Genomic DNA, 19,470 nt, shown 5'->3' with positions numbered 1-19,470 from the left:
CATGGACCTAGACCAATTTTTAACCCTAACCCTTTAATTTATGAGAAAAATAATTCTATTGATGGTAATTTGCGCAATTACAATTTCATGCAACGAAAAACAAAGTCTCCTCAATTCGATCTGGAATAAGACAATCAGCACCGAGAAATTATTACAAACCTCGAAAAACAGCACGTTACTTTCGACTGTCGTCATCAAATCCAGCGATGTTACCGAGAAGTGGAAAAATACAGTCACTTTCAACAATCTGGAAAATCGAAAGCTGATTTACATGTACTATCTGGACGACTATTGCTACATCGACCTGTCTTTAATCATAGATGAAGACGACCAAGCCACTTGGCTCATGCAGAACAAAGACATCATTGATTATGAACGCACGAAACCTTATGTAGAACAGTCGCATCGGATACCACATCCAGAAGTGATTCCGATGTTGTATGGTTTAAAAGACAGCGATTTCAAACCGGTAAAAGTAGCCGACTTAATATCTGCCGTTGGAACTGACATCAAATACCCGAATTACATTCAATTTGATCTCACCGGACCAGATGCAGTGCCATTGAACGTTACAAAATACGGTAGTAGTTTGCCCGATATTTTTTCAGAGGTCACGATTGAAGCCATCATCAAAGCCAACATGCTTGGACCTTCTGATAAAATTGGCATCGCCATTGTCAACCTTCCTCGCAAATTTGCCTATCTCAAAGTATTCAAGACCGGGGCGATTTACGATTATTCCAACGAACCGCGTTAATCCATTTCCAAATCTACCATGCTTAACTTCATCAATCCCATCAAAGTCATTGTCCTATTTTCATTCGTATTTGCACTGCTGCGGCTCAATTGGCGCAATAAAAATCATTTGTACCTGATCTTGATTTTGGCCGTGTGCCTCATCACCGAATGCGTCAATTCGGTCCTTTCGCTATTGGATCTTTCCAACGGATTGGCCATCAGCATCAGTATCATTTTTCACGATTGCTTCTGGATTTTATTGCTGAGGCGAAATTTATCGTATCAACTCACGGCAACGGCAGGGCTCGGCTTGTTTTTGCTCTTTGCTGCCGGTCAACTCATTCTGATGGAAAGTGCTTTTGCCTTTCGTTATTATTCGTATACCATCGGTGCGTTTATTTACATTGTGTTGTTTCTCAACGAGAATTTCCACCAACTCAAGAAAGAGAATCTTTCGTTCTTTTTCTCTAACACTTACCTGCTGCTGTTTGCACCGGTATTGTTTTTTATCGATCTGAGCCTGTTGTTCGGATTTGAAAACCGTTCGTTGACATCGACTAAAATTTTCCATGGCATCAAATTCTATGACTTTGTAATTTATTTTGTAAACGTCGTATATTATTCATTGATAAACGTTTACATTTATCGTGAGAAAAAAATGAAGACATGGGCGATATCGTAATCGGGATTGTTATTGGCATGATATTCATTTCCCTTGTCTTGTCCTTTTGTGTTGTATTGATTCGCCTGTATTTTATAAAAATCAAAAACTACACTTCCCTGCTCTACCAAAAAGACCTCGACTTCCAAAAGGCGCTCAATCTTACAATCATTGAAACCCAGGAACAGGTACTCAACAACATATCGCAGGACCTTCACGACGATGCCGGCCAACAACTCACCTACATCAATTTGCAGCTCGAAAACCTCAAGCTAGATTCCGAAGAACTGCAGCAAACCCTTACGCCGGTCTCCGAATCGGTGGCCAATCTTTCGCAATCAATCCGCAACATCAGCCATGCGCTCAACAACCAATTGCTGATGCAACAGGATTTGTTCAAGGCCATGCAAGCCGAAAGCAAACGATTGCAGCACAACGGCAAAATCAACATCACCTTTTCGATCAAGGGAAAAAACCGGGAAACCTTTACGCTCAATGAGAAGATCTTTATCTATCGGATCTTCCAGGAAGCGCTGAACAATTGCTTCAAGCACGCCAAGGCTTCCAAAATTGACATCCATATCCAAAATTCCCCAGGATTCTCGATGGTTCTATCCGATGACGGCATTGGGTTCGAACCCAAAAATGCAGGCGACAAGATAAGCCTCGGGATCAAAAGCATGAAACAACGCGCCGAAATCATCAACTACACACTCGATATCGAATCGGCACCAATGAAAGGAACCACAGTCAAACTTTTTGAAAACCAAACCAACTGACCATGGAAAAAACGACAATCGGCATCATCGACGACCACAAAATCGTCCGGCAGGGACTCAAGGAACTGCTGCAAAAAATCAGCAATTTCAAAGTGACACATGAATTCGAAAACGGCGTCGCGTTTCTGGAGGCGCTTCCATTAACGGATGCCCCCGACCTGTACATCCTCGACTACTCGATGCCCGACATGAATGGCGTCGAAGTACTGCGCGCGCTCGAAGAAAAAGAAAACGAATACAAGGTGCTGCTGCTCACCCAGCATTTCGACGAACAGATCATCGACGCGGCCTACCATCATGGCGCACGTGGTTTCCTGCACAAGAATTGCACGGCGCACGACCTCAAGTTCGCGATCGACAACATCGTCAAAATCGGTTACAACAACGTTTCGGAAATCCTCAAGCGCATGCGCCATTACGAAGAACCGGCCGACAAGAAAAATGAAATTGCCTTGTCGAACCGCGAACAGGAATTCCTCAGATTGGTGTGCGATGAAAACGAATACACTTACGACCAGATGGCCGACATCATGGGGCTTTCGGTCAAATCCATCGAGGCTTACCGGACGGCTTTGTTCGACCGATACGGCATCAAATCGAAAGTGGGTTTGGTGTTGTTTTCGTTCAAGCACCGGTTGACGCCGCCGTTTATTTAATGAAAATGAGGGCTGTATAAAAAATAAAGCCGATGTTTGAACATCGGCTTTATTAATTTTTCTGATTATTAATTGTTAATGATCAATTATTAATTCAAATTGTGGGTAATACTGGGTTCGAACCAGTGACCCCTACCTTGTCGAGGTAGTGCTCTGAACCAGCTGAGCTAATCACCCTTCGCTTGCAAATGTAAGCCGATGTTTTAAAATAGTCAAATAAAATGGGTAAAAAATTTGCGCAACAAAAAAGCCGGCCAATCTTTCGACTAGCCGACTCTCCTGACTAAATAAAAATTATTAAAGCATCAATGGATGGCTTTTCTGGTAACCACCACGTTATCTGTCATTTGTATCTTAAAAACCAAAACCTGGTTGGCGGCCTCGAGCGGGATATTGATTTCAGAAGCCTGAATGTCGCCTACGGTTTTGAGCAATCGGCCGCGCACATCATAAACCTGTACCTGTTTCATTTGGGCCTTTCCAGAATTGATGGTGAACCCGGTTTTGTCTTTGTAAAGCACAACCGAATTCGAAGTCCACTGCTCATGGTTCGTGCCAAGCGGATTGGTATAAACGATTTCAAAACGCGATTCAAATGTGCCTGCTTCGGATGCAAAATCATAGGCGCCCGATTTGAGGTCGTGTAAAGCCGATGTCAAATTATCGCGCAGCCAAATTTCCTGGTCGGCGGCAAACAACCCATCGGTATGGTCGATGGCAATCGTGTAGGCCCCGGCAGTGGCAGCGGCAAATCCGAGCGGCACCACATCGGATGGATCGAACGGGAACGGACGGCCCTGGATCACATAATGTTCCTCATTGGCCAACGAATACAAAGCCAAATCGCTGTCGTTGAAATATTTCCCGTCGATTCCGAAGTCATTGCCCAAAGTCGCCCCTTTCGATATAGCCTACCAGCGTTTGCGAATAAGCCCCGGTCGCATTGGTGGCATTGAGCCAGATGCGGTGTTGTTCTACTGTCTGCACCATGCGGAAGAACTGGTCGGCATTGTCACCCGAACGCTGTGCATTGGTAAACTGCACCTGGGTTCCCGTTGGTAAGGCTTCCACAAAGAATCCCTGTCCGGTGCGCAAAATACCGTTCGGATCGTAGGTTTCGGCTTCGCCATTGTCGACAAATCCACCCAGCGGTGTCCATGAACAATAACTTGGGCTCAATTCGTTGTTGGTCTTTCTCCAGAAATACAACGTTCCGGTGATCTGACTGCTGTTGGCATTGACAAAAGCCGTGGCATCGACCGGCGACGGATACGGATTTCCGATCAGGTTGAATCGCTGGCCCGCACCGATGTTTTCCAAAGGCATCTGGACCGTACCGTTGTTCGGCACACCCGTAAAAATACCCGTCCAGATGGTCGGTGTGGTCGGCTGGGTGTTCTTGATGCGGATCAAATAACCCTTGGCCGTATCAAAATTGGTCGCACCCGGCGATAGCAAAGCGTTGTACAGATTGGTCGACGTATTGTAAATGTAAAAACGATTCGTCAAGGTCAGCGGTGAAAAAGCCAGTAGGTTCTGGTTGGCCACCGGCGAAGACCAGGCGGTGTAATCGAGTCGCATGAGTGCATTGGTGTTGCGTTTGACGACAATGTTTCCGCTGTTGGCGACATTCTCGGTCTGGATCAGGTTGGCATTGTTTTCCAAGGTGAAGCTGCCGCTCAACACATCGATTTTTCCGTTGAGCCTTACATCAAATCCCGACGGAATATTGACCACCGCGTTGTTCGAAACCGTCAGCGTACAGGCCGATAAATCTGAAGCCGCCGTAAAATTCCCGGTGATGAATACCGTGGTAGCCGCATCGGGAACGCCGTTGTTCCAGGCCGTTCCGTTCCAGGTGCTCGAGCGCACTTCGATCACACCTGCTGTAGAATAGGTTTCCGTACAGCTTCCGTTTTGTACCACGGCGCGGAAGTAAGTCGTCGCCAGAAGCGGCCCGATCGAGGCCCCGGTCAAGATATCGGTGGTGTTTCCAATGTTGGTCGGCGCAGTAAACGCCAGATCGGATGAACTTTGCCATTGCACGACTTGTCCGGTGTATCCCGTGAGTTGCAAATCATTGGCATTGGTCCCGAAACATACCGACTGGCTTGGCGTCACGGTTCCACCTACAGAAGGCGTCAAGACCGTCACTGCTGCCATGTCGGTCGCGGTGATTCCGTTGGCATCCTTGACCGTCAAGGTATAATTTTGCGTCCCGACCGTTGCCGTCGGTGGATTGGCCGTGGATGCGTTGCCCAATCCCGGTGACCAAGTATAGGTGAACGGCGCATCGCCTGCGGTGATATTGGCAGTCAGCGTGACCGGTTGGTTTTGGCAGAAGGAACCGAATCCAGAAATCATCGTCGAGAACGCGGCGCCTTTAATTCCTGTAAAATAAGAGGCTTGGTTATTGGTCAATGGAGCCGAAGCTGCATTGAGCGTATTTCCTGAAAGTGCCGCATAACGTACCCACGGGTTGCTCGATTGGCTGAACGTACCATTCAATTGTGCGGCCGCAATATCGGCTTCGTTGCCTACAATATCCGCCGCAACATAAGTCGAAGTCACGGTAGCCACGGCAGCGGTAATCCCCGATGGGCGCACCGTCCAATAGCGGCTGATGTAGTTGTCCGTAGACGAATTGTTCGGATGCTTGGCATCGGTGACCGAAACCGCCACATAGGCACTGGCAAATGTACCTGCGGTCACGTTGACCGAAATCGGTGAATATTCGGCCACCATGGTTTTGTCTCCAATCGGGAAGGTATACGATCCTGTACCGGTGTAGGTACGGCGCACTTCCCCGCCCCCGTCGGCGACAATCATGCTCGTGGCCGAGAAAGTTCCCGCTACGGCATTGGTACCCAAAGTCAGGATCCTATTGGAAATGTTGAGGTTTCCTGAAGTCAATGTCAACGTACCGTCGACACCGGCATTGGCAGCCAATACCAGTTCGCCCGTAGGCTTGTTGATGGTCAGGTCTCCGAATGTCGGGGCCGAAGTTCCAGAAATGGTTTGTGTGTCGAAACCGTTGATGAGAACCGTTTTGGCGGTAAAATCAACCGGCTGGTTCAAGGTAAGGTTTCCGGTCACGCCCACCGACGCTGGGAAAATCGCGCCCGTTCCGTTGATGATCAAATTATTGTAGCCCGGCAAGGCCCCATTGGGAACCGGAATCGTCTGGTTCGTCCCGTTGAATTCAACGGTGTTGTCGATGGCTCCGGTCAACAGGTTACCGTTGCGCACAAATGCTCCCGAAACGCGCATGATATTGTTGGTAATCGGACGCAAACCGGCTCCGGTATTGATCGTCACGTTGTTGAATTGGGTCGTTCCGGCAATGGTCGTATCGAGGTTTGTGAAAATGACACGGCTCGTTCCTGTACCCGGATTGAAGGTTCCGTTGTTGAGCCACGCACCCGCGCCGTTGTTGAGCGTGAATTGCGAATCGTTGGGTGCATTCAGGATTCCGCCGGCCTCGATATTGAGTGAGCCGAGCAAAACGGTCGGGTTCAGGATCGGGTCGTTGGGCGTGGTCGCCGCATCGGGAATGTAAACGATCGTATTGTCGGATGGCGTGGCGTTCGGCGTCCAGTTGGCTGCCGTGGTCCACGAGGTGCTTACCGAACCGTTCCAAGTCAGTGAACTGGCTTCCGATTCATCCAGCGTCAACAAAACCTGGTCGAAAACCGACGCGAAATACAAGCCCACATTGACATTGGTGAGTTCGACGAAATTTTCGGTCGTGCTGAAATTCGAACGCCCCTGTTCCAAAACGGTATTGGTCGAAACGATCCGTGCCCAGTCCACGAGTTTGATCTCATTGTTGCCATTGAGTTCCGAATCGAGGTAATGCGCCTTGATGACCGCCTTGGTGTTGGCCCCGCCGCTCTGGATGAAATCGTATTGGCGGTTGATCGCGCCCGTCCTCCAGCTTGGCGCTGTTCCGATGACAATTTTGAGGCTCATCGACGTCGGCAATGTCCCGATGTTCGGAAACAAGATCGAAGTCGTCGCATGACCAAAAGTGTACAAGATGTTCGGGAGGATGCTCGTACGTGTCACCACACCGGTCACATCGCCTGCTCCTGTATTGGTCCCATCGTTGCCCAGGGTCAGCGCAAAACTGCCCATGTTCAAACTGCCTACCGTGGCCGACGGATTGTTCGATGGCAGGTTCAAGATTCCGTTGACCGTCAAGGCGCCGCCCGCAGTCGTTCCTCCGGTCGCACTGGCCGTGACATTGTTATAGGTTCCCACAGGAATCGTCTGGGCCGTGGCCGCGCTGTTGAAATGCAGGATTCCGGTACCGTTCCAGGTTTTACCCGAAGGGATTGGAAGTGCCGTCGTATTTTGGGTCCGGATGGTTCCGTTGTTGCTGACCGCCGTCAGTGTTCCGGTCAAAGCATTGGTTCCGAAGTCAAGTGTTTCTCCATTGTTGACCACGAGCGCCCCATTGACCGCCACCGGATTGGCTACCGTAACGGTGTTGGAGGCTGTCGTTGCGACCGTGAAATTGTTCAATAAGTTGGTCGTCCCGGGGGTCGTCTGGTCAAAACTCAGCGATGGACTCACCGCGCCTGCGATGGTCAGGTTACTGGTTGCAGTTCCTTTGATGCCACCGGTTACTGTATTGGTTACCGACCCGTTGAGCGCAAGCGTCCGGCCATTGATGTCGAGTTTACCGGCGTTGAACGTCAGGTTGCCCGAAACGGTCGTATCACCCGAAAGTGTTGTATTTCCATTGACCACAAACGACTCGGCCGTACCGGTGAATGGCGCAAAAACCGAAGTCGGATTGGCCACCGCCACGATATCGTCGAGCGCAAATTCGTCAAAATCGACCGAGCCCGAAACCGTCGCACCCGACCAACGCAAATAATAATAATTGTTGTTGGCGATGTTGAGCCCGGTCAAGGTCACCACACGGTAATGCGCCTTCCATTCCGGTGCTACATCGGCAGTCGTCGGGGAAGTCAGGTTGAGTCCGGCCACCGCGGTATAAGTTGCATTGTCCGCTGAATGACTAAAGTTGAAGCTGCTCGAGGCCGCCTGGTCGTTGTATACATAGACTTTGTATCCGATGCTCAATGAAGTCACCGCAGCCCCGGTCTGGTTCTGGAAACGCAACGTAATGGTTCCCGGTGCAAAATCGCCGGTAGCCGGCTGGATGCCCAAGGAGCGGTCTCCGGCTGGTGTATCGAACGCGTAAACACCGCCATCGGTGACGCCACCTTCAGAAACGCCGCTGTCGTAATCGCCGTCTTCTGCCGAAGTCCCGCCAAAAGCAATGTTGCCGTCGCTGAATCCGGCAATGGCCCAAGCATTGGAGTTCAAGGAACCCGAGCTATTGGTCGGTGCCAAACCATCGGCCTGGAACGCGTCGAGATTGACGCCATCGACTGTTGTGTCAAAATTGATGGTATTGACGGTATTGGCCGTATAAATCTGCCAGCCCACCGGTGCGTTGAGCGTCGTCCTGTTTCCGGTCGCCGGTGTAGTGGTCAAATAATTTTCGATTCCGGTCGTACCGTTGAATTCGTAAACCGCCACATGATAGGTACTCGCGGCCGAAAGTCCCGTAACGGTTACCGTGTTGGAAGTTCCGCCGTACACGACATAGTTTCCGGTACCGATTTCAGAACCGCTTCCAAAAGCCGTTTGCGCGACATAAGAAATCCCATCTACTGGGGCCGAATTGACCGCCGATCCCGATTTGACGAGCACCATTCGGTTGCTGCCATTTCCGTTGGCCCAGTTGACCGTAAATGAAGTCGAGGTGACATTGGTAAAAGTCACTGTCGTGGCCTGGGTCGTTGGTTGTGCCGACAAGACCGTTCCTGTTACGGCCACCTGCTTGGTCGTTCCTCCTGTGGTCGTATGGTCAATATTCCCCGAATAAATTCCCGCCGGTGCGCTGGCTTTCAACCGCACATATACGGTAACCGGCTGTCCCACGAGGACATTGCCTGTTCGTGTCAGCGTCAATGAATTGAAGAAAGTCGTTCCATTGGTCGACACCTCGAAATTGGTTGGGGCCGTTACGCCTACATCGGCCAAAAGGTTGGCACCGCTAACGGTATAGGTCGAGGCGGCAGAAGCCGTACCGGTAACGGTGTTAAATGCAGGCAGTGAGCTCGACGAAACCGTTATGGCCGGTACGCCCGCGGGGTCTATAATGAACGGCAACGCATTCGAGACGCCGCTTCCGTTGGCAACCGTTATCGAGGCTGTTCCCGACGAAGTGATATCGGCGGCGGTAATGGCTGCGGTCAATTGCGTGGCCGAAACAAAGGTCGTGGCCCGGTTGCTGCCGTTCCAGCGCACCACACTGGTGCCGCTTACAAAATTGGCACCGTTGACCGTCAAAGTGAAAGCACCGGTTCCGGCGACTTTCGAAGACGGTGAAAGCGAAGCCAGCGATGGAAGTGTTACCGCGACTTTGATATTGTCAAAAAATGAGGTCTGTGTGGCACTGACGCCGCCATTCCAATAGGCTCCCAGCATCGGCAATGCCGTTGAGGTGTAGGTATTGTTGACCAAGGTTCCCTGCGAAGTCAAACTCCCGGTCAATGGATCTTGGAAAGCGGTTGTGCCGTCGTTGCGCACAAACAGTTGCCAGGTATTGGTCGATGGCGTATACGTGACGCGGACACTCAAATACTGGTTTCCGAAATCGGTCAATCCGGTCGTATTGGAGGAAATCATCGTCGTATAAGTTCTGAGTCCCGAGGAATAGCGTACAAGCCGCACCGGATCGGTCGAACCCGAATTCCCGAGAATGACGGCATAACCTGTTCCCGCCGTGTTGGTCGTCCCGGTAGTTCCGGCAAGAACCAATGCCATTCCATAATTGGTGGTATTGAATCCGCCAGGATTGGTACGCATTTGCCTGAAATTGAAAGACCAGCTCACGAGACCCGGATTCGATGCCAGCGTGGTGTTGTAAGGCGCGGCGAAATTGGCCGTGTTGGTGTAGGCCATTCCCCAACCGTAGTTGTTCGCGGTTCCTCCGGCATCATTGGTCATGGTAAGATTCCCGCCATTGATGCGCGCACCGAAGTCGGAGCCGCTTCGCGAAAAACTCCAAACCGGGCTGGTACCAATCGGGCCGGCTACAGCCGTAAAGGCCGTTCCCGCAGAAGTTGTAAAATCGTCACTGAAGACATTGGTCTGCGCTTTGGCAGTGTTTCCCAATAGCAGTAAAGCAAGAAATGCCCAGCCGTAGAAACAGGGTAGAATTCTTTTCATAGTCAGTAGGTTTTAATAGTAAATGCCTTTGGGGAAAGCATTTATACCTGCAAAAGTAATTCAGGTTGCGTGCCGTTCGTCGATTAATGTGTTAAAATTTCACTTTTTATTCTCAAAATGAGAATTTTTAACATTACAGTTTAAGTTTCCCATGGGCCATTCGCTCCATTTCCATTGGAAAAAAAATTAGTAATTTGCGCGCACAATGAAACGCATCCTCGACAACATCAAAAAGACCCTCAATCCGACGCCGGAAGCTTTTGACGCGCTTTCCAAGGCGATGGAAATCGTTACCCTTGACAAAAACGATTACTTCCTCAAGGCCGGTCAAATCTGCTCATCGGTCGGTTTTATCGAAAAAGGCAGCATGCGTTTGTTTCAAAGCTCGCCCGAGAAGGAAGTCTGCAGCGATTTCTTTTTTGAAAATTCATTCATCGGGTCTTTTGCCAGTTTTTTGTCGCAGCAACCCTCTTTGGTAAACATTTGCGCAATCGAACCTTGCGAATTGTTGGTCATGCATTTTGACGATGTGATGCGGCTGACCAAGGAACATCCATCGCTGAGGCGTTTGGCCGACATCATCGTACAGGAGCAATTCCTGCGTGCCGAAAAGCGCGAGGCCGCCTTACTGCTGCACTCCCCAGAGGAACGCTTCCGCAAGATACTCGAGGAGCATCCCAAACTTTTCAAACGCATCCCTTTGCATTATGTAGCCAGTTATCTGGCCATCACCCCCGAAACCCTAAGTCGTTACCGCAATAAACTGGTGTAATTTGATTTACTTGATTTGAATCAATTGCGGGCAAAAATCCTTGCTGTTACTTTGCCAACGAAATCATTAATCATTTAAATCACCATGAGTCAATCAAAAAACGAACAGATCATCGTACTGTCTGATCTGATGCACATCAGGGTCGCCCCTGAGGAAACCGGACATACTTATGCCGTCGTGGAAGACATCGTTCCACCGTTGGCCGGCCCGCCGCCACACACACATCCTGACGAAGAAGTATTTTATATCGTGGAGGGCGAATTCGAATTCATCCTCAACGACCTGGCCAATCCGATGCCTGCCAAGGCCGGAAGTGTGATCCATGTGCCATCGATGGCTTTGCACACTTATAGAAATGTGGGGAACAAGCCTGGGAAACTGCTAGCGATATTGACGCCGGGCGATCTGGTACAGTATTTCCGTGCCATCTCCTCGCCGGTAGATCCTGACAATTTACCCGATTTGACACAGGTGCCGGATTTCTCCAAATTAGACCTGACCAAAGTATTTGCGCTCGCCCCGGAGCATAAAGTCAATTTTATCCTGCCCGATGTACCACAAAATTAGTATTTTAGCAAGCTAATAAACCGGTGACATGATTATAGTTGACCTGATCCGAAACAACGAAGGGAACATTTACGCCAAGCTGAGCTACCATCAGGAAAAAAATTACCTGATCATGAAATGGATTGGCCCCTGTTCGAATGAAGAAATGAAAAATGCCTCGATGCGCATGTTTCAATGGCAGCAATCGACGGGCATGAAAGCCAAATGCCGGTTTCATTTGCACGACACCAAAGAAATAGAGGGCGCCTGGGCCGATGCCGAGTTGGTGCAATGGATCAGCAATTATTTCTTTTCGATCAATTACGAATGCGGACTGCGTTACAACATCAGCATCGTGTCACCTGATTTATTTTCCAAACTTTCCTCTCAGGAATTGCAGCGCACCTTCAGCAAAGTGCCAACGATGCTTTGCGAAACGCTTTCGCAGGCCGAGGCCATCGTGATGCAGCAATATGCGGAAATGAGTTTCTAAAATCAATTGATTTATTGGGGTACATTCTCTGAAATTATTCGGATCGATTTCTTATGTCTAAAATTCATCAATCATCAATCTTCATCAATCATGAACAAAATCATCTACTACCTCACCGCAGCCATCGCTGCATTGGTCTTTGCCGCGTGCGAAACCAAAGTCAAGAAGGAATACACTTCGGTTCCTGAAAACAGCAAAGAAGCTTCGATCAAAAGAGGCGAATACCTCGTGGGCATCATGGATTGCCATTCGTGCCACACCCCAAAAATCATGACCGAAAAAGGTCCGGCTCCCGATCCGACGCGCTTGCTCAGCGGCTACAATCCCAATGTACCACTGCCCCAACCCATCGAAAAGAACACGGGCTGGGTGTTGTTTGCACCCGATGTGACGGCAGCTTCAGGACCTTGGGGCACATCTTATGCGGCCAACCTTACTTCGGATGCGACCGGAATCGGCGATTGGAGTTTTGAACAATTCCGCAAAGCGATGACCGAAGGCAAATACCGTGGTATCGACGGCAGCCGTCCATTGATGCCGCCCATGCCTTGGCAAGCCTATAAATCTTTAAAGCCTGAAGACCTGCGGGCCCTGTTCGATTATTTGCAATCGACCCAACCGGTGAAAAACATTGTACCTGCCTACCAACCACCGGGAGCATAAAATATTGTTAGGGTTCTTTTTTGAAGGCGTCCTTTTACCAATGCATCTTTCTTCTTCATTGTGATGCGGTAAATGGGCGCCTCTTTTTTTGCTATTGACCGATGGGCTGGTTGAAGATGCTGTAGTTGAGTCCGAGAATCGAGAAGAATCCCGCCTTGGACAAGACCGGGTCTTCAAATGACTTTCCGATGCTCAGGTTCACGCTGATTTCCCTTGCGATACTATAAGCCAGTTGCGCGGCAAGTCGATAGGTGAGTTTTTTCTCGACACGCCGGATCGGTTGGCCCAGGATATTCACTTCCGGGATTTCCATGCGGTACCAACGCGCCATCGCCTCGACCGAAAGATTGAAATCCTTTTCCATCCGCAGATAGCTCAATCCCAGATCGGTGTTCACGGCAGTGGTATCGGTGGTGTTGAAAAAAACACGCCCCGTCAGGGTGAATGCGTTGTTCTCGTTTGTATAATTGTTCAGGTTCATCCACAAACCGGCCTTGCGCAGCGCCTGGTTTCCGCTTGTGGCAAATTTGGACGCCCCGGCGGCTTCCAGGCTCAGACCCAATCTTTTGCCTTCGAGCGCCACGAGTTTTTGAGCCAACGCCATGCGGTCTTTTTGGTACGAATCGATCAGGGCCTCGCAGAATTTGGCGACGTTGACAAACTTCTTTTCCGAGAGTTCAAGCGCTCTTTGCCGCAAATCCAGTATCTGTTCATCGCTGATGTTTTGGGACATTTTCATGGCTTCAAGGTTGGCAACGATGGCTTCGATGGCTTCGGCGACGGTCTCGTCTTCCTTTTCGGCGGCAATGAGCCCCATCATGGTTTCGAGGGTTTTGAGGTCGGTTTCTACTTTGTCGAACTGGGGCGTCAGCCTACCCTGGAACAATTGGAACCGGAAACCAACACCGAGGTTGTTTTCATTGGTCACCGTATCTTTTACCATGGCCGCGGAGATGGCCAGCGATTGTAGGAAATTTTGCATCGGCCGGGCATAAAGGTACTGTTCGCGCGTCAAGGCCGGACGGTTTTTAAGCCAGTACGGCAAGACTTCGATCCCGACATCCATGATGAGTTTGCCGTCCTTGTCGAACGAATTGAGCAAATCCGATGACAATTTCTTGACCGAAGCGGGCCGCATCACCGAAGACGGTTCATGGTCGAGGATGCTAAAGGCCGGCGTATTGGGAATCGTCAAATCCTGCGACCACGCCCCCAAACCGAACAGTAGCAAAACCAACTTAAAGAGGAATTCTTTTTTCATTCGCGCTTCATTTTGACCTTGATGATGTAACAGGCCGTATCCCAATCGTTCGGGAGTTCTTCGGCATAGAAATAATCGGCTGTATGGGCACCTTGCTTGAGGCTAAGGGTCGCGTTGGTCCAATTGGTCTGGGCGAGTTTGTCCTGTATGGTCACGATAACCTTGAGTTGCTTGTCTACACATTCATCAGACATGCCGCCGGAGACCACTTCGTTGGCGCCTAAAATCTTGTTCTCCTTGAAAACGACATAACTTCCGCCCTGCCCGTTGCCCGTAACGACACTAATGAGGATTTCGGCTTGTTCCTGATCGAGGAGGAATTGCTCCTTTTTGTTATAATATTGGGTTGCCATAATGCATTTTTTTGCTTGAATACCATCTTTCGGCCCCTGGCATTGGCCTATTCCAAATCTGATCAAATGTGGTATTGAAAAGGAAATCCATTACGAATGTACTGAATAATTTTTGCTTTTACCGGTTTTGTCAAAGCCGATCCGATTACGGGTAATTTCTATTTTCGAAGGAATCCCACAGCCAAATCATGCAACAAATTTGAATTTTGATGTAAATCGGTTGGTGTCTTGTTGGAATAAATTTGTTAGAGATTCTCCTGAATACTAATTAAAAAAGCAGATTATGAAAACGAAGCAACAACGAAAAGACAGTGCGCTTTTATCCAAAAAAAATTCAAGGATAGACCACTCCGGGACCGACCCGAACCGATATGGCGGCTATTATTCGCAACAGGAAGCCGAGCATCTGGCCAGTATTGCTAAAAATGACAACAAACACAGCCTTATTCCAGGGTTGGAAGCCAATGTGAGTCCGCTCGAACGCATGATCATGGTGGCTGCAGGATCTTTTCTTTTGTACCGTTCCTTGTCGGGCAAAAAGAAAAACATCGGCCAGGGAATTGCCGGCGGGACGATGCTGGCCCGTGGCATCAGCGGTTACTGCCCGGTATACGACCTGACCAATAACGAAGGCGGAAAACTCAAAAGTTCGAACGTCAACATCCGCACTTCGATCACAATCGATAAACCTGTCGACGAAGTATACACTTTTTGGAGAACACTCGAAAACCTCCCGAAATTCATGAAACACCTCGAAAGCGTCAGGCAGACCAACAAGATCACGTCGGAATGGAAAGCCAAGGGACCGGCCGGAATTGGCAGCCTGAGCTGGAAATCGCAAATCCTGATGGACGAAAAAAACAAGATGCTCAGTTGGCATTCGTTGCCCGAATCGACGATCGACAATGCCGGTAAGGTCTATTTCAAGGACCTCGGCGACCGCACTGAACTCGACGTGACCATTTCATACCATGCGCCCTTAGGTGTTGCCGGCGAAACGGCCGCCAAATTGCTCAATCCGCTTTTCGAGCGAATGGTCAAAAAAGACATCGAAAGCCTGAAAACCTATCTGGAATCGGGCGAAAACCCAAAATAATACACCACAACTACACGCTGCTTTTTGAGAAAGACACCGGATCATCTCCCCCTAGAGTGTCCGGTGTTTTTTATGCAGCCCAAACAAGCGCCATGAAAAATCCGTTTACCAAATCAAACGCCAAGCAAACCTTCGAAAATACTGAAGCACACCTTCAACGGATTCCTCGAAGACCGTGCGCTCAAATTGAGTGCGGCCCTGTCCTATTACACCATCTTTTCATTGGCTCCATTACTATTGCTGATGATTTCGTTGGCCGGTGTTTTCTTCGGGCGCGATGCGATCCAAGGGCATGTGTTTTCGGAGATCAACGGTTTGATCGGCAATGAGGCGGCGCGGCAGATTCAGGACATCATCCGCAACATGGAACTTTCGGGCAAAACCAATACGACGATCGTTATCGGTGCGGTGACCTTGGTGATCGGTGCAACAAGCGTATTCGGTGAAATCCAGGATTCGATCAACCTGATCTGGAAAGTCAAGGCCAAGCCCAAACGCGGCTGGGTCAAATTGCTCAAGGACCGGCTGCTTTCGTCCTCGCTGATCGTGGGACTGGGATTTTTATTGATCGTTTCGCTACTGGTCAACGGCGCGCTCATGGCACTCAACAACATCATCAAGGGTTATTTTCCCGACATGACCGTGTTTGTGTTCCAGGGCTGCAGTTTGCTGTTGAACTTTATGGTCATTACCCTATTGTTCGGTGTCATCTTTAAGGTATTGCCCGATGCCAAGATCGCATGGAAAGATGTACGCATGGGCGCATTTTTCACGGCCTGCCTGTTCATGCTGGGCCGTTACCTGATCGGGTTGTACATAGAAACGACAAGCACCGGTTCGGCTTATGGCGCGGCGGGCTCTTTAATCGTGATTCTCGTTTGGGTCTATTATACGGCGGCCATCCTTTATTTCGGGGCCGAATTCACGAAAGTGTACGCTGAATTCATCGGAGCCAAGATCGAACCCGCCGATTATGCGGTCTATGTCGAACAGCACGAACTCGAACGCACCGATGTCGATCTGCCGCCCAAACCCATCAAGGAAACCATTGACAACTAATATCAAAATCAAAACACCATGGAAACAAGATCCAACCGCGGCAGCGAAGACCAACCGCTCCGCCACAATCCTGACGAGGTCAGGCGCATCGAACCCGCAAAAGAAATCCATGCGCAGGACAAAATCCACATTGTGCAAAGCGGTTTCGGACGCGAACAAGGACAAACACCTGCCGACGAGCACATCGAGGAACGCATTTCGCAAATCGATGAGCAAACCAGAAACATCCGTGTCTATTTTTCGGAACACCTTGCAGAACCCGATAGTTCGGCCGGTTATATGAATGACGCCAGCTCGGCCGACCGCGATACCGGAAACGGCGACGACCATTGGGACGCGAACAGCAGCCGATCGGCAAGACACAAATAACCACATCCACTAACTAACCAGGACCAAAACATGAAAAAAAACAAAGGACCAATCATTTGGAGCTTGCTGTTTGCAGCCTTCGTTACCACAAGTTGCAACCGTTCGGAGGCCGATCCAAGAGCCAACATCAATGCGATAGCTTTACCTTCCAAGAAAATAAGCATTTCGATCAACAAACCCGAAAACGAGGTTTACCAATACACCTCGAATCCTCAAAATTTTCCCAAGTGGCTCGCCTCGGTCGATTCGGTGACCCAGCAATCGGATACGGTTTGGACTGCCGAGACAAACTTTGGCAACATCGAGATCGAGCTAAGCCCGGCCAACAATCTGGGCATCGTCGACCACATCGTCAAGTTGCCCAATGGCGCGGTGGTCAACAATCCGCTGCGGATCCTCAAAAGTGGTACGGGAAGCGAGGTGGTTTTTACCTTGTTCCACCTGCCCAACAAAACCGAGCAGGAATTTGACCAGGACGCCAAACTCGTCGAAGCCGATTTGAAGACCTTGAAGCAAATACTGGAAACCCAACAATCGGAAACGCTGGCGGGCGAGTAATTGGGCTGACGCATTTTCGACTGATTTTTAACGTCTTCCAAAAACCGGATTGGAATGCCAAATCTTTGGGCAATGCGCGCCAACTTTACAATAATTTTAAGAACAACCCGTTCAAATTATGTTAAATTGCCACCGAAAATACAACTGAAATTCTCCCTCTATGGACCAGATCAAAATACTTTGGGTCGATGATGAAATCGATTTGCTCAAACCCCACATCCTTTTCCTTGAAAAGAAAAATTACAACGTAACGACTTGCAACAATGGCCGCGATGCGGTCGATATTTTCGAGGAAGGCAATTTCGACATCGTGTTCCTCGACGAGAACATGCCCGGAATGAGCGGACTCGAGACGCTTTCGGAGATCAAGGAAAAGAAATCGGCCACGCCCGTGATCATGATCACCAAGAGCGAGGAAGAATACATCATGGAGGAAGCCATCGGTTTGAAGATCGCCGATTACCTGATCAAGCCAGTCAACCCGAACCAGATTTTGCTCAGCATCAAGAAAAGTCTCGACCATACGCGTCTGGTTTCTGAAAAGACCACGCTGGATTACCAGAAGGAATTCCGCAAGATCGCGATGGACATGGCCATGGTCAATTCGTTTGAGGAATGGATCGATGTCTACCGCAAACTGCTGTTCTGGGAACTCGAACTCGACGACATCATGGACCAAAGCATGATCGAAATCCTCGAATCGCAGAAGGTCGAGGCCAATTCGCAGTTCGGGAAATTCATCGAACGCAATTACGAGGATTGGTTCGAACCCAAAGCGGACAAACCTGTTTTATCGCACAACCTGTTCAAGGAACTCGTCGTTCCCGAACTCAAGAAGAAAGAACGCCCGGTACTTTTTGTCGTGATCGACAATTTGCGTTACGACCAATGGAAAGCATTCGAAAGCACCGTCAACAACCATTACCGCCTTGAAAAGGAGGTGCCGTATTATGCGATCCTGCCGACGGCTACGCAATATGCCCGGAACGCCATTTTCTCAGGATTGACGCCGGTGGAAATGGAAAAACAATTCCCGCAATATTGGAAAAATGACGTGGAAGACGGCGGCAAGAACTTGTACGAAGCCGAATTCCTGACCGCGCAACTCAAACGCCTCGGGCTCAACATCAAGCAGGATTATTTCAAGATCACGAACCTGGCCGGCGGCAAAAAACTCGCCGACAATTTCAAAGGACTGAAAGACAATGACTTGGTTACGGTGGTTTACAATTTCGTCGACATGCTCTCGCACGCCAAAACCGAAATGGATGTCGTCAAGGAACTAGCCTCGGATGACAAGGCGTATCGTTCGCTTACCGCAAGCTGGTTCAAGAATTCGCCTTTGCTTGAAATCATCCAACAGGCACAAAAATTGGGCTTCAAGCTCGTGTTGACGACCGATCACGGCACGATCAACGTCAAGAATCCATCAAAAGTAATCGGCGACAAGAACACGAGCCTCAACTTGCGTTACAAAACCGGACGCAGCCTCACGTATGAAGACCGCGATGTGTATGCCGTCAAGGATCCGAAGAAAATCGGTTTGCCGTCGATCAACATGAGCAGTTCGTACATTTTTGCCAAGAACGATTATTTCCTGGCTTACGTAAACAATTACAATCATTACGTGAGTTATTACCGCAACACCTACCAACACGGTGGGATTTCGTTAGAAGAAATGATTGTACCGTTTTTGGTGTTCAACCCTAAATAACCGATGCTGAACATGGAGCTGCAATTTTCACTCGATGAAATACATACCGCTGCGCGCAAAGTGCTCGAACAAAATCCGCAGAAAGTGATTCTTTTCAACGGACAGATGGGCGCCGGAAAGACCACTTTCATTAAATCGCTTGTAAAAGTGTTGGGTGTGGGCGACAACGCTTCGAGTCCGACTTTTTCTTTAGTTAACGAGTACAAAACTGTTGACAAACAGGTGATTTACCATTTTGACGTCTACCGGCTCAATTCGGAAAGCGAAGCCTATGACATGGGCATGGACGAATACCTGTACTCTGGTCATTGGTGCTTTATCGAATGGGCCGAAAAAATCCCGAACCTGATTCCGGAAGCGCATTCGGTTATCGACATCAAGACTTTACCGAATGGGCAACGCCAGTTGAATCTTCGGTAAAATAAACGCCCTATTTAAAATACATCCAAACAAAACATTGCTGTTTTGAATCTTTGGTACTTTAAAGGTTTTTTATAA

At 49.2% G+C, this 19,470-nt stretch carries 18 protein-coding genes and 1 tRNA gene; 14 read left to right on the top strand and 5 right to left on the bottom strand.

Translation table 11 applies throughout. The annotated features are described in order from the left end of the window. Positions 1-40: 40 nt before the first annotated feature. Genes QM717_RS16295 through QM717_RS16280 form a run of 4 tightly spaced genes read left to right on the top strand, consistent with a single transcriptional unit; the run spans position 41 to position 2,834 of the window. Positions 41-757 carry a hypothetical protein gene (locus QM717_RS16295; protein WP_415039055.1) on the top strand — a complete coding sequence of 239 codons (717 nt, stop codon included), beginning with the start codon at positions 41-43 and terminating at the stop codon, positions 755-757. 18 nt (positions 758-775) lie between these two features. After that, a complete protein-coding gene (locus QM717_RS16290) occupies positions 776-1,420 on the top strand; it encodes a hypothetical protein (protein ID WP_415039053.1) in 645 nt (214 codons plus the stop codon). After that, positions 1,405-2,178 (top strand): sensor histidine kinase, encoded by a 774-nt coding sequence (locus QM717_RS16285; RefSeq protein WP_415039051.1) that lies wholly within the window; start codon positions 1,405-1,407, stop codon positions 2,176-2,178. The genes QM717_RS16290 and QM717_RS16285 overlap by 16 nt, the downstream gene beginning before the upstream one ends. Before the next feature lie 2 nt (positions 2,179-2,180). Continuing rightward, positions 2,181-2,834, top strand: a complete 654-nt coding sequence (locus QM717_RS16280) for a response regulator (protein ID WP_415039049.1) — start codon at positions 2,181-2,183, stop codon at positions 2,832-2,834. Positions 2,835-2,936: 102 nt separating this feature from the next. On the opposite strand, the gene QM717_RS16275 is transcribed toward QM717_RS16280, so the two are convergent. From QM717_RS16275 to QM717_RS16265, 3 genes are all read right to left on the bottom strand, one after another. Continuing rightward, positions 2,937-3,011 (bottom strand) — tRNA-Val (locus QM717_RS16275). 128 nt (positions 3,012-3,139) lie between these two features. Continuing rightward, positions 3,140-3,724, bottom strand: a complete 585-nt coding sequence (locus QM717_RS16270) for a hypothetical protein (RefSeq protein ID WP_415039047.1) — start codon at positions 3,722-3,724, stop codon at positions 3,140-3,142. Beyond that, positions 3,714-10,088, bottom strand: a complete 6,375-nt coding sequence (locus tag QM717_RS16265; RefSeq protein ID WP_415039045.1) for a beta strand repeat-containing protein — start codon at positions 10,086-10,088, stop codon at positions 3,714-3,716. The genes QM717_RS16270 and QM717_RS16265 overlap by 11 nt, the downstream gene beginning before the upstream one ends. Before the next feature lie 205 nt (positions 10,089-10,293). On the opposite strand from QM717_RS16265, the gene QM717_RS16260 reads away from it, so the two are divergent. From QM717_RS16260 to QM717_RS16245, 4 genes are all read left to right on the top strand, one after another. Then, on the top strand, positions 10,294-10,860 hold the full coding sequence (locus QM717_RS16260; protein ID WP_415039043.1) for a Crp/Fnr family transcriptional regulator: 567 nt from the start codon (positions 10,294-10,296) through the stop codon (positions 10,858-10,860). 84 nt (positions 10,861-10,944) lie between these two features. After that, complete coding sequence (locus QM717_RS16255) at positions 10,945-11,427, top strand: cupin domain-containing protein (RefSeq protein WP_415039042.1); 483 nt, start codon at positions 10,945-10,947, stop codon at positions 11,425-11,427. A 28-nt stretch (positions 11,428-11,455) separates the two neighbouring features. Then, complete coding sequence (locus QM717_RS16250; RefSeq protein WP_415039040.1) at positions 11,456-11,899, top strand: hypothetical protein; 444 nt, start codon at positions 11,456-11,458, stop codon at positions 11,897-11,899. A 90-nt stretch (positions 11,900-11,989) separates the two neighbouring features. Continuing rightward, on the top strand, positions 11,990-12,562 hold the full coding sequence (locus QM717_RS16245; protein WP_415039039.1) for a c-type cytochrome: 573 nt from the start codon (positions 11,990-11,992) through the stop codon (positions 12,560-12,562). A 91-nt stretch (positions 12,563-12,653) separates the two neighbouring features. Here QM717_RS16245 and QM717_RS16240 read toward each other — a convergent pair whose 3' ends face one another. Then, on the bottom strand, positions 12,654-13,823 hold the full coding sequence (locus QM717_RS16240; RefSeq protein WP_415039037.1) for a hypothetical protein: 1,170 nt from the start codon (positions 13,821-13,823) through the stop codon (positions 12,654-12,656). Next, positions 13,820-14,176 (bottom strand): hypothetical protein, encoded by a 357-nt coding sequence (locus QM717_RS16235; RefSeq protein WP_415039035.1) that lies wholly within the window; start codon positions 14,174-14,176, stop codon positions 13,820-13,822. The genes QM717_RS16240 and QM717_RS16235 overlap by 4 nt, the downstream gene beginning before the upstream one ends. A gap of 283 nt (positions 14,177-14,459) precedes the next feature. Here QM717_RS16235 and QM717_RS16230 point away from each other — a divergent pair, with 283 nt between their 5' ends. The 6 genes from QM717_RS16230 to tsaE all read left to right on the top strand — a co-directional run bounded on the left by QM717_RS16230 (position 14,460) and on the right by tsaE (position 19,392). Then, positions 14,460-15,272, top strand: coding sequence for an SRPBCC family protein (locus tag QM717_RS16230; protein WP_415039033.1), 813 nt, complete (start codon positions 14,460-14,462; stop codon positions 15,270-15,272). Positions 15,273-15,371: 99 nt separating this feature from the next. Continuing rightward, positions 15,372-16,331, top strand: a complete 960-nt coding sequence (locus QM717_RS16225; RefSeq protein WP_415040156.1) for a YihY/virulence factor BrkB family protein — start codon at positions 15,372-15,374, stop codon at positions 16,329-16,331. 18 nt (positions 16,332-16,349) lie between these two features. Further along, complete coding sequence (locus tag QM717_RS16220) at positions 16,350-16,700, top strand: hypothetical protein (protein WP_415039031.1); 351 nt, start codon at positions 16,350-16,352, stop codon at positions 16,698-16,700. Between the two features lie 30 nt (positions 16,701-16,730). Next, positions 16,731-17,258 carry a hypothetical protein gene (locus QM717_RS16215; protein WP_415039029.1) on the top strand — a complete coding sequence of 176 codons (528 nt, stop codon included), beginning with the start codon at positions 16,731-16,733 and terminating at the stop codon, positions 17,256-17,258. A 160-nt stretch (positions 17,259-17,418) separates the two neighbouring features. Further along, positions 17,419-18,972: a response regulator gene (locus QM717_RS16210; protein WP_415039028.1), complete on the top strand. Its 1,554-nt coding sequence runs from the start codon at positions 17,419-17,421 to the stop codon at positions 18,970-18,972. Between the two features lie 12 nt (positions 18,973-18,984). Then, positions 18,985-19,392 (top strand): tRNA (adenosine(37)-N6)-threonylcarbamoyltransferase complex ATPase subunit type 1 TsaE, encoded by a 408-nt coding sequence (gene tsaE / locus QM717_RS16205; RefSeq protein ID WP_415040154.1) that lies wholly within the window; start codon positions 18,985-18,987, stop codon positions 19,390-19,392. The last annotated feature ends 78 nt before the right edge of the window (positions 19,393-19,470 follow it).

The organism is Flavobacterium sp., from assembly GCF_047602195.1.
In the GTDB taxonomy this organism is placed as follows: Bacteria; Bacteroidota; Bacteroidia; order Flavobacteriales; family Flavobacteriaceae; genus Flavobacterium.
This window is presented reverse-complemented; position numbering and strand designations above follow the sequence as displayed.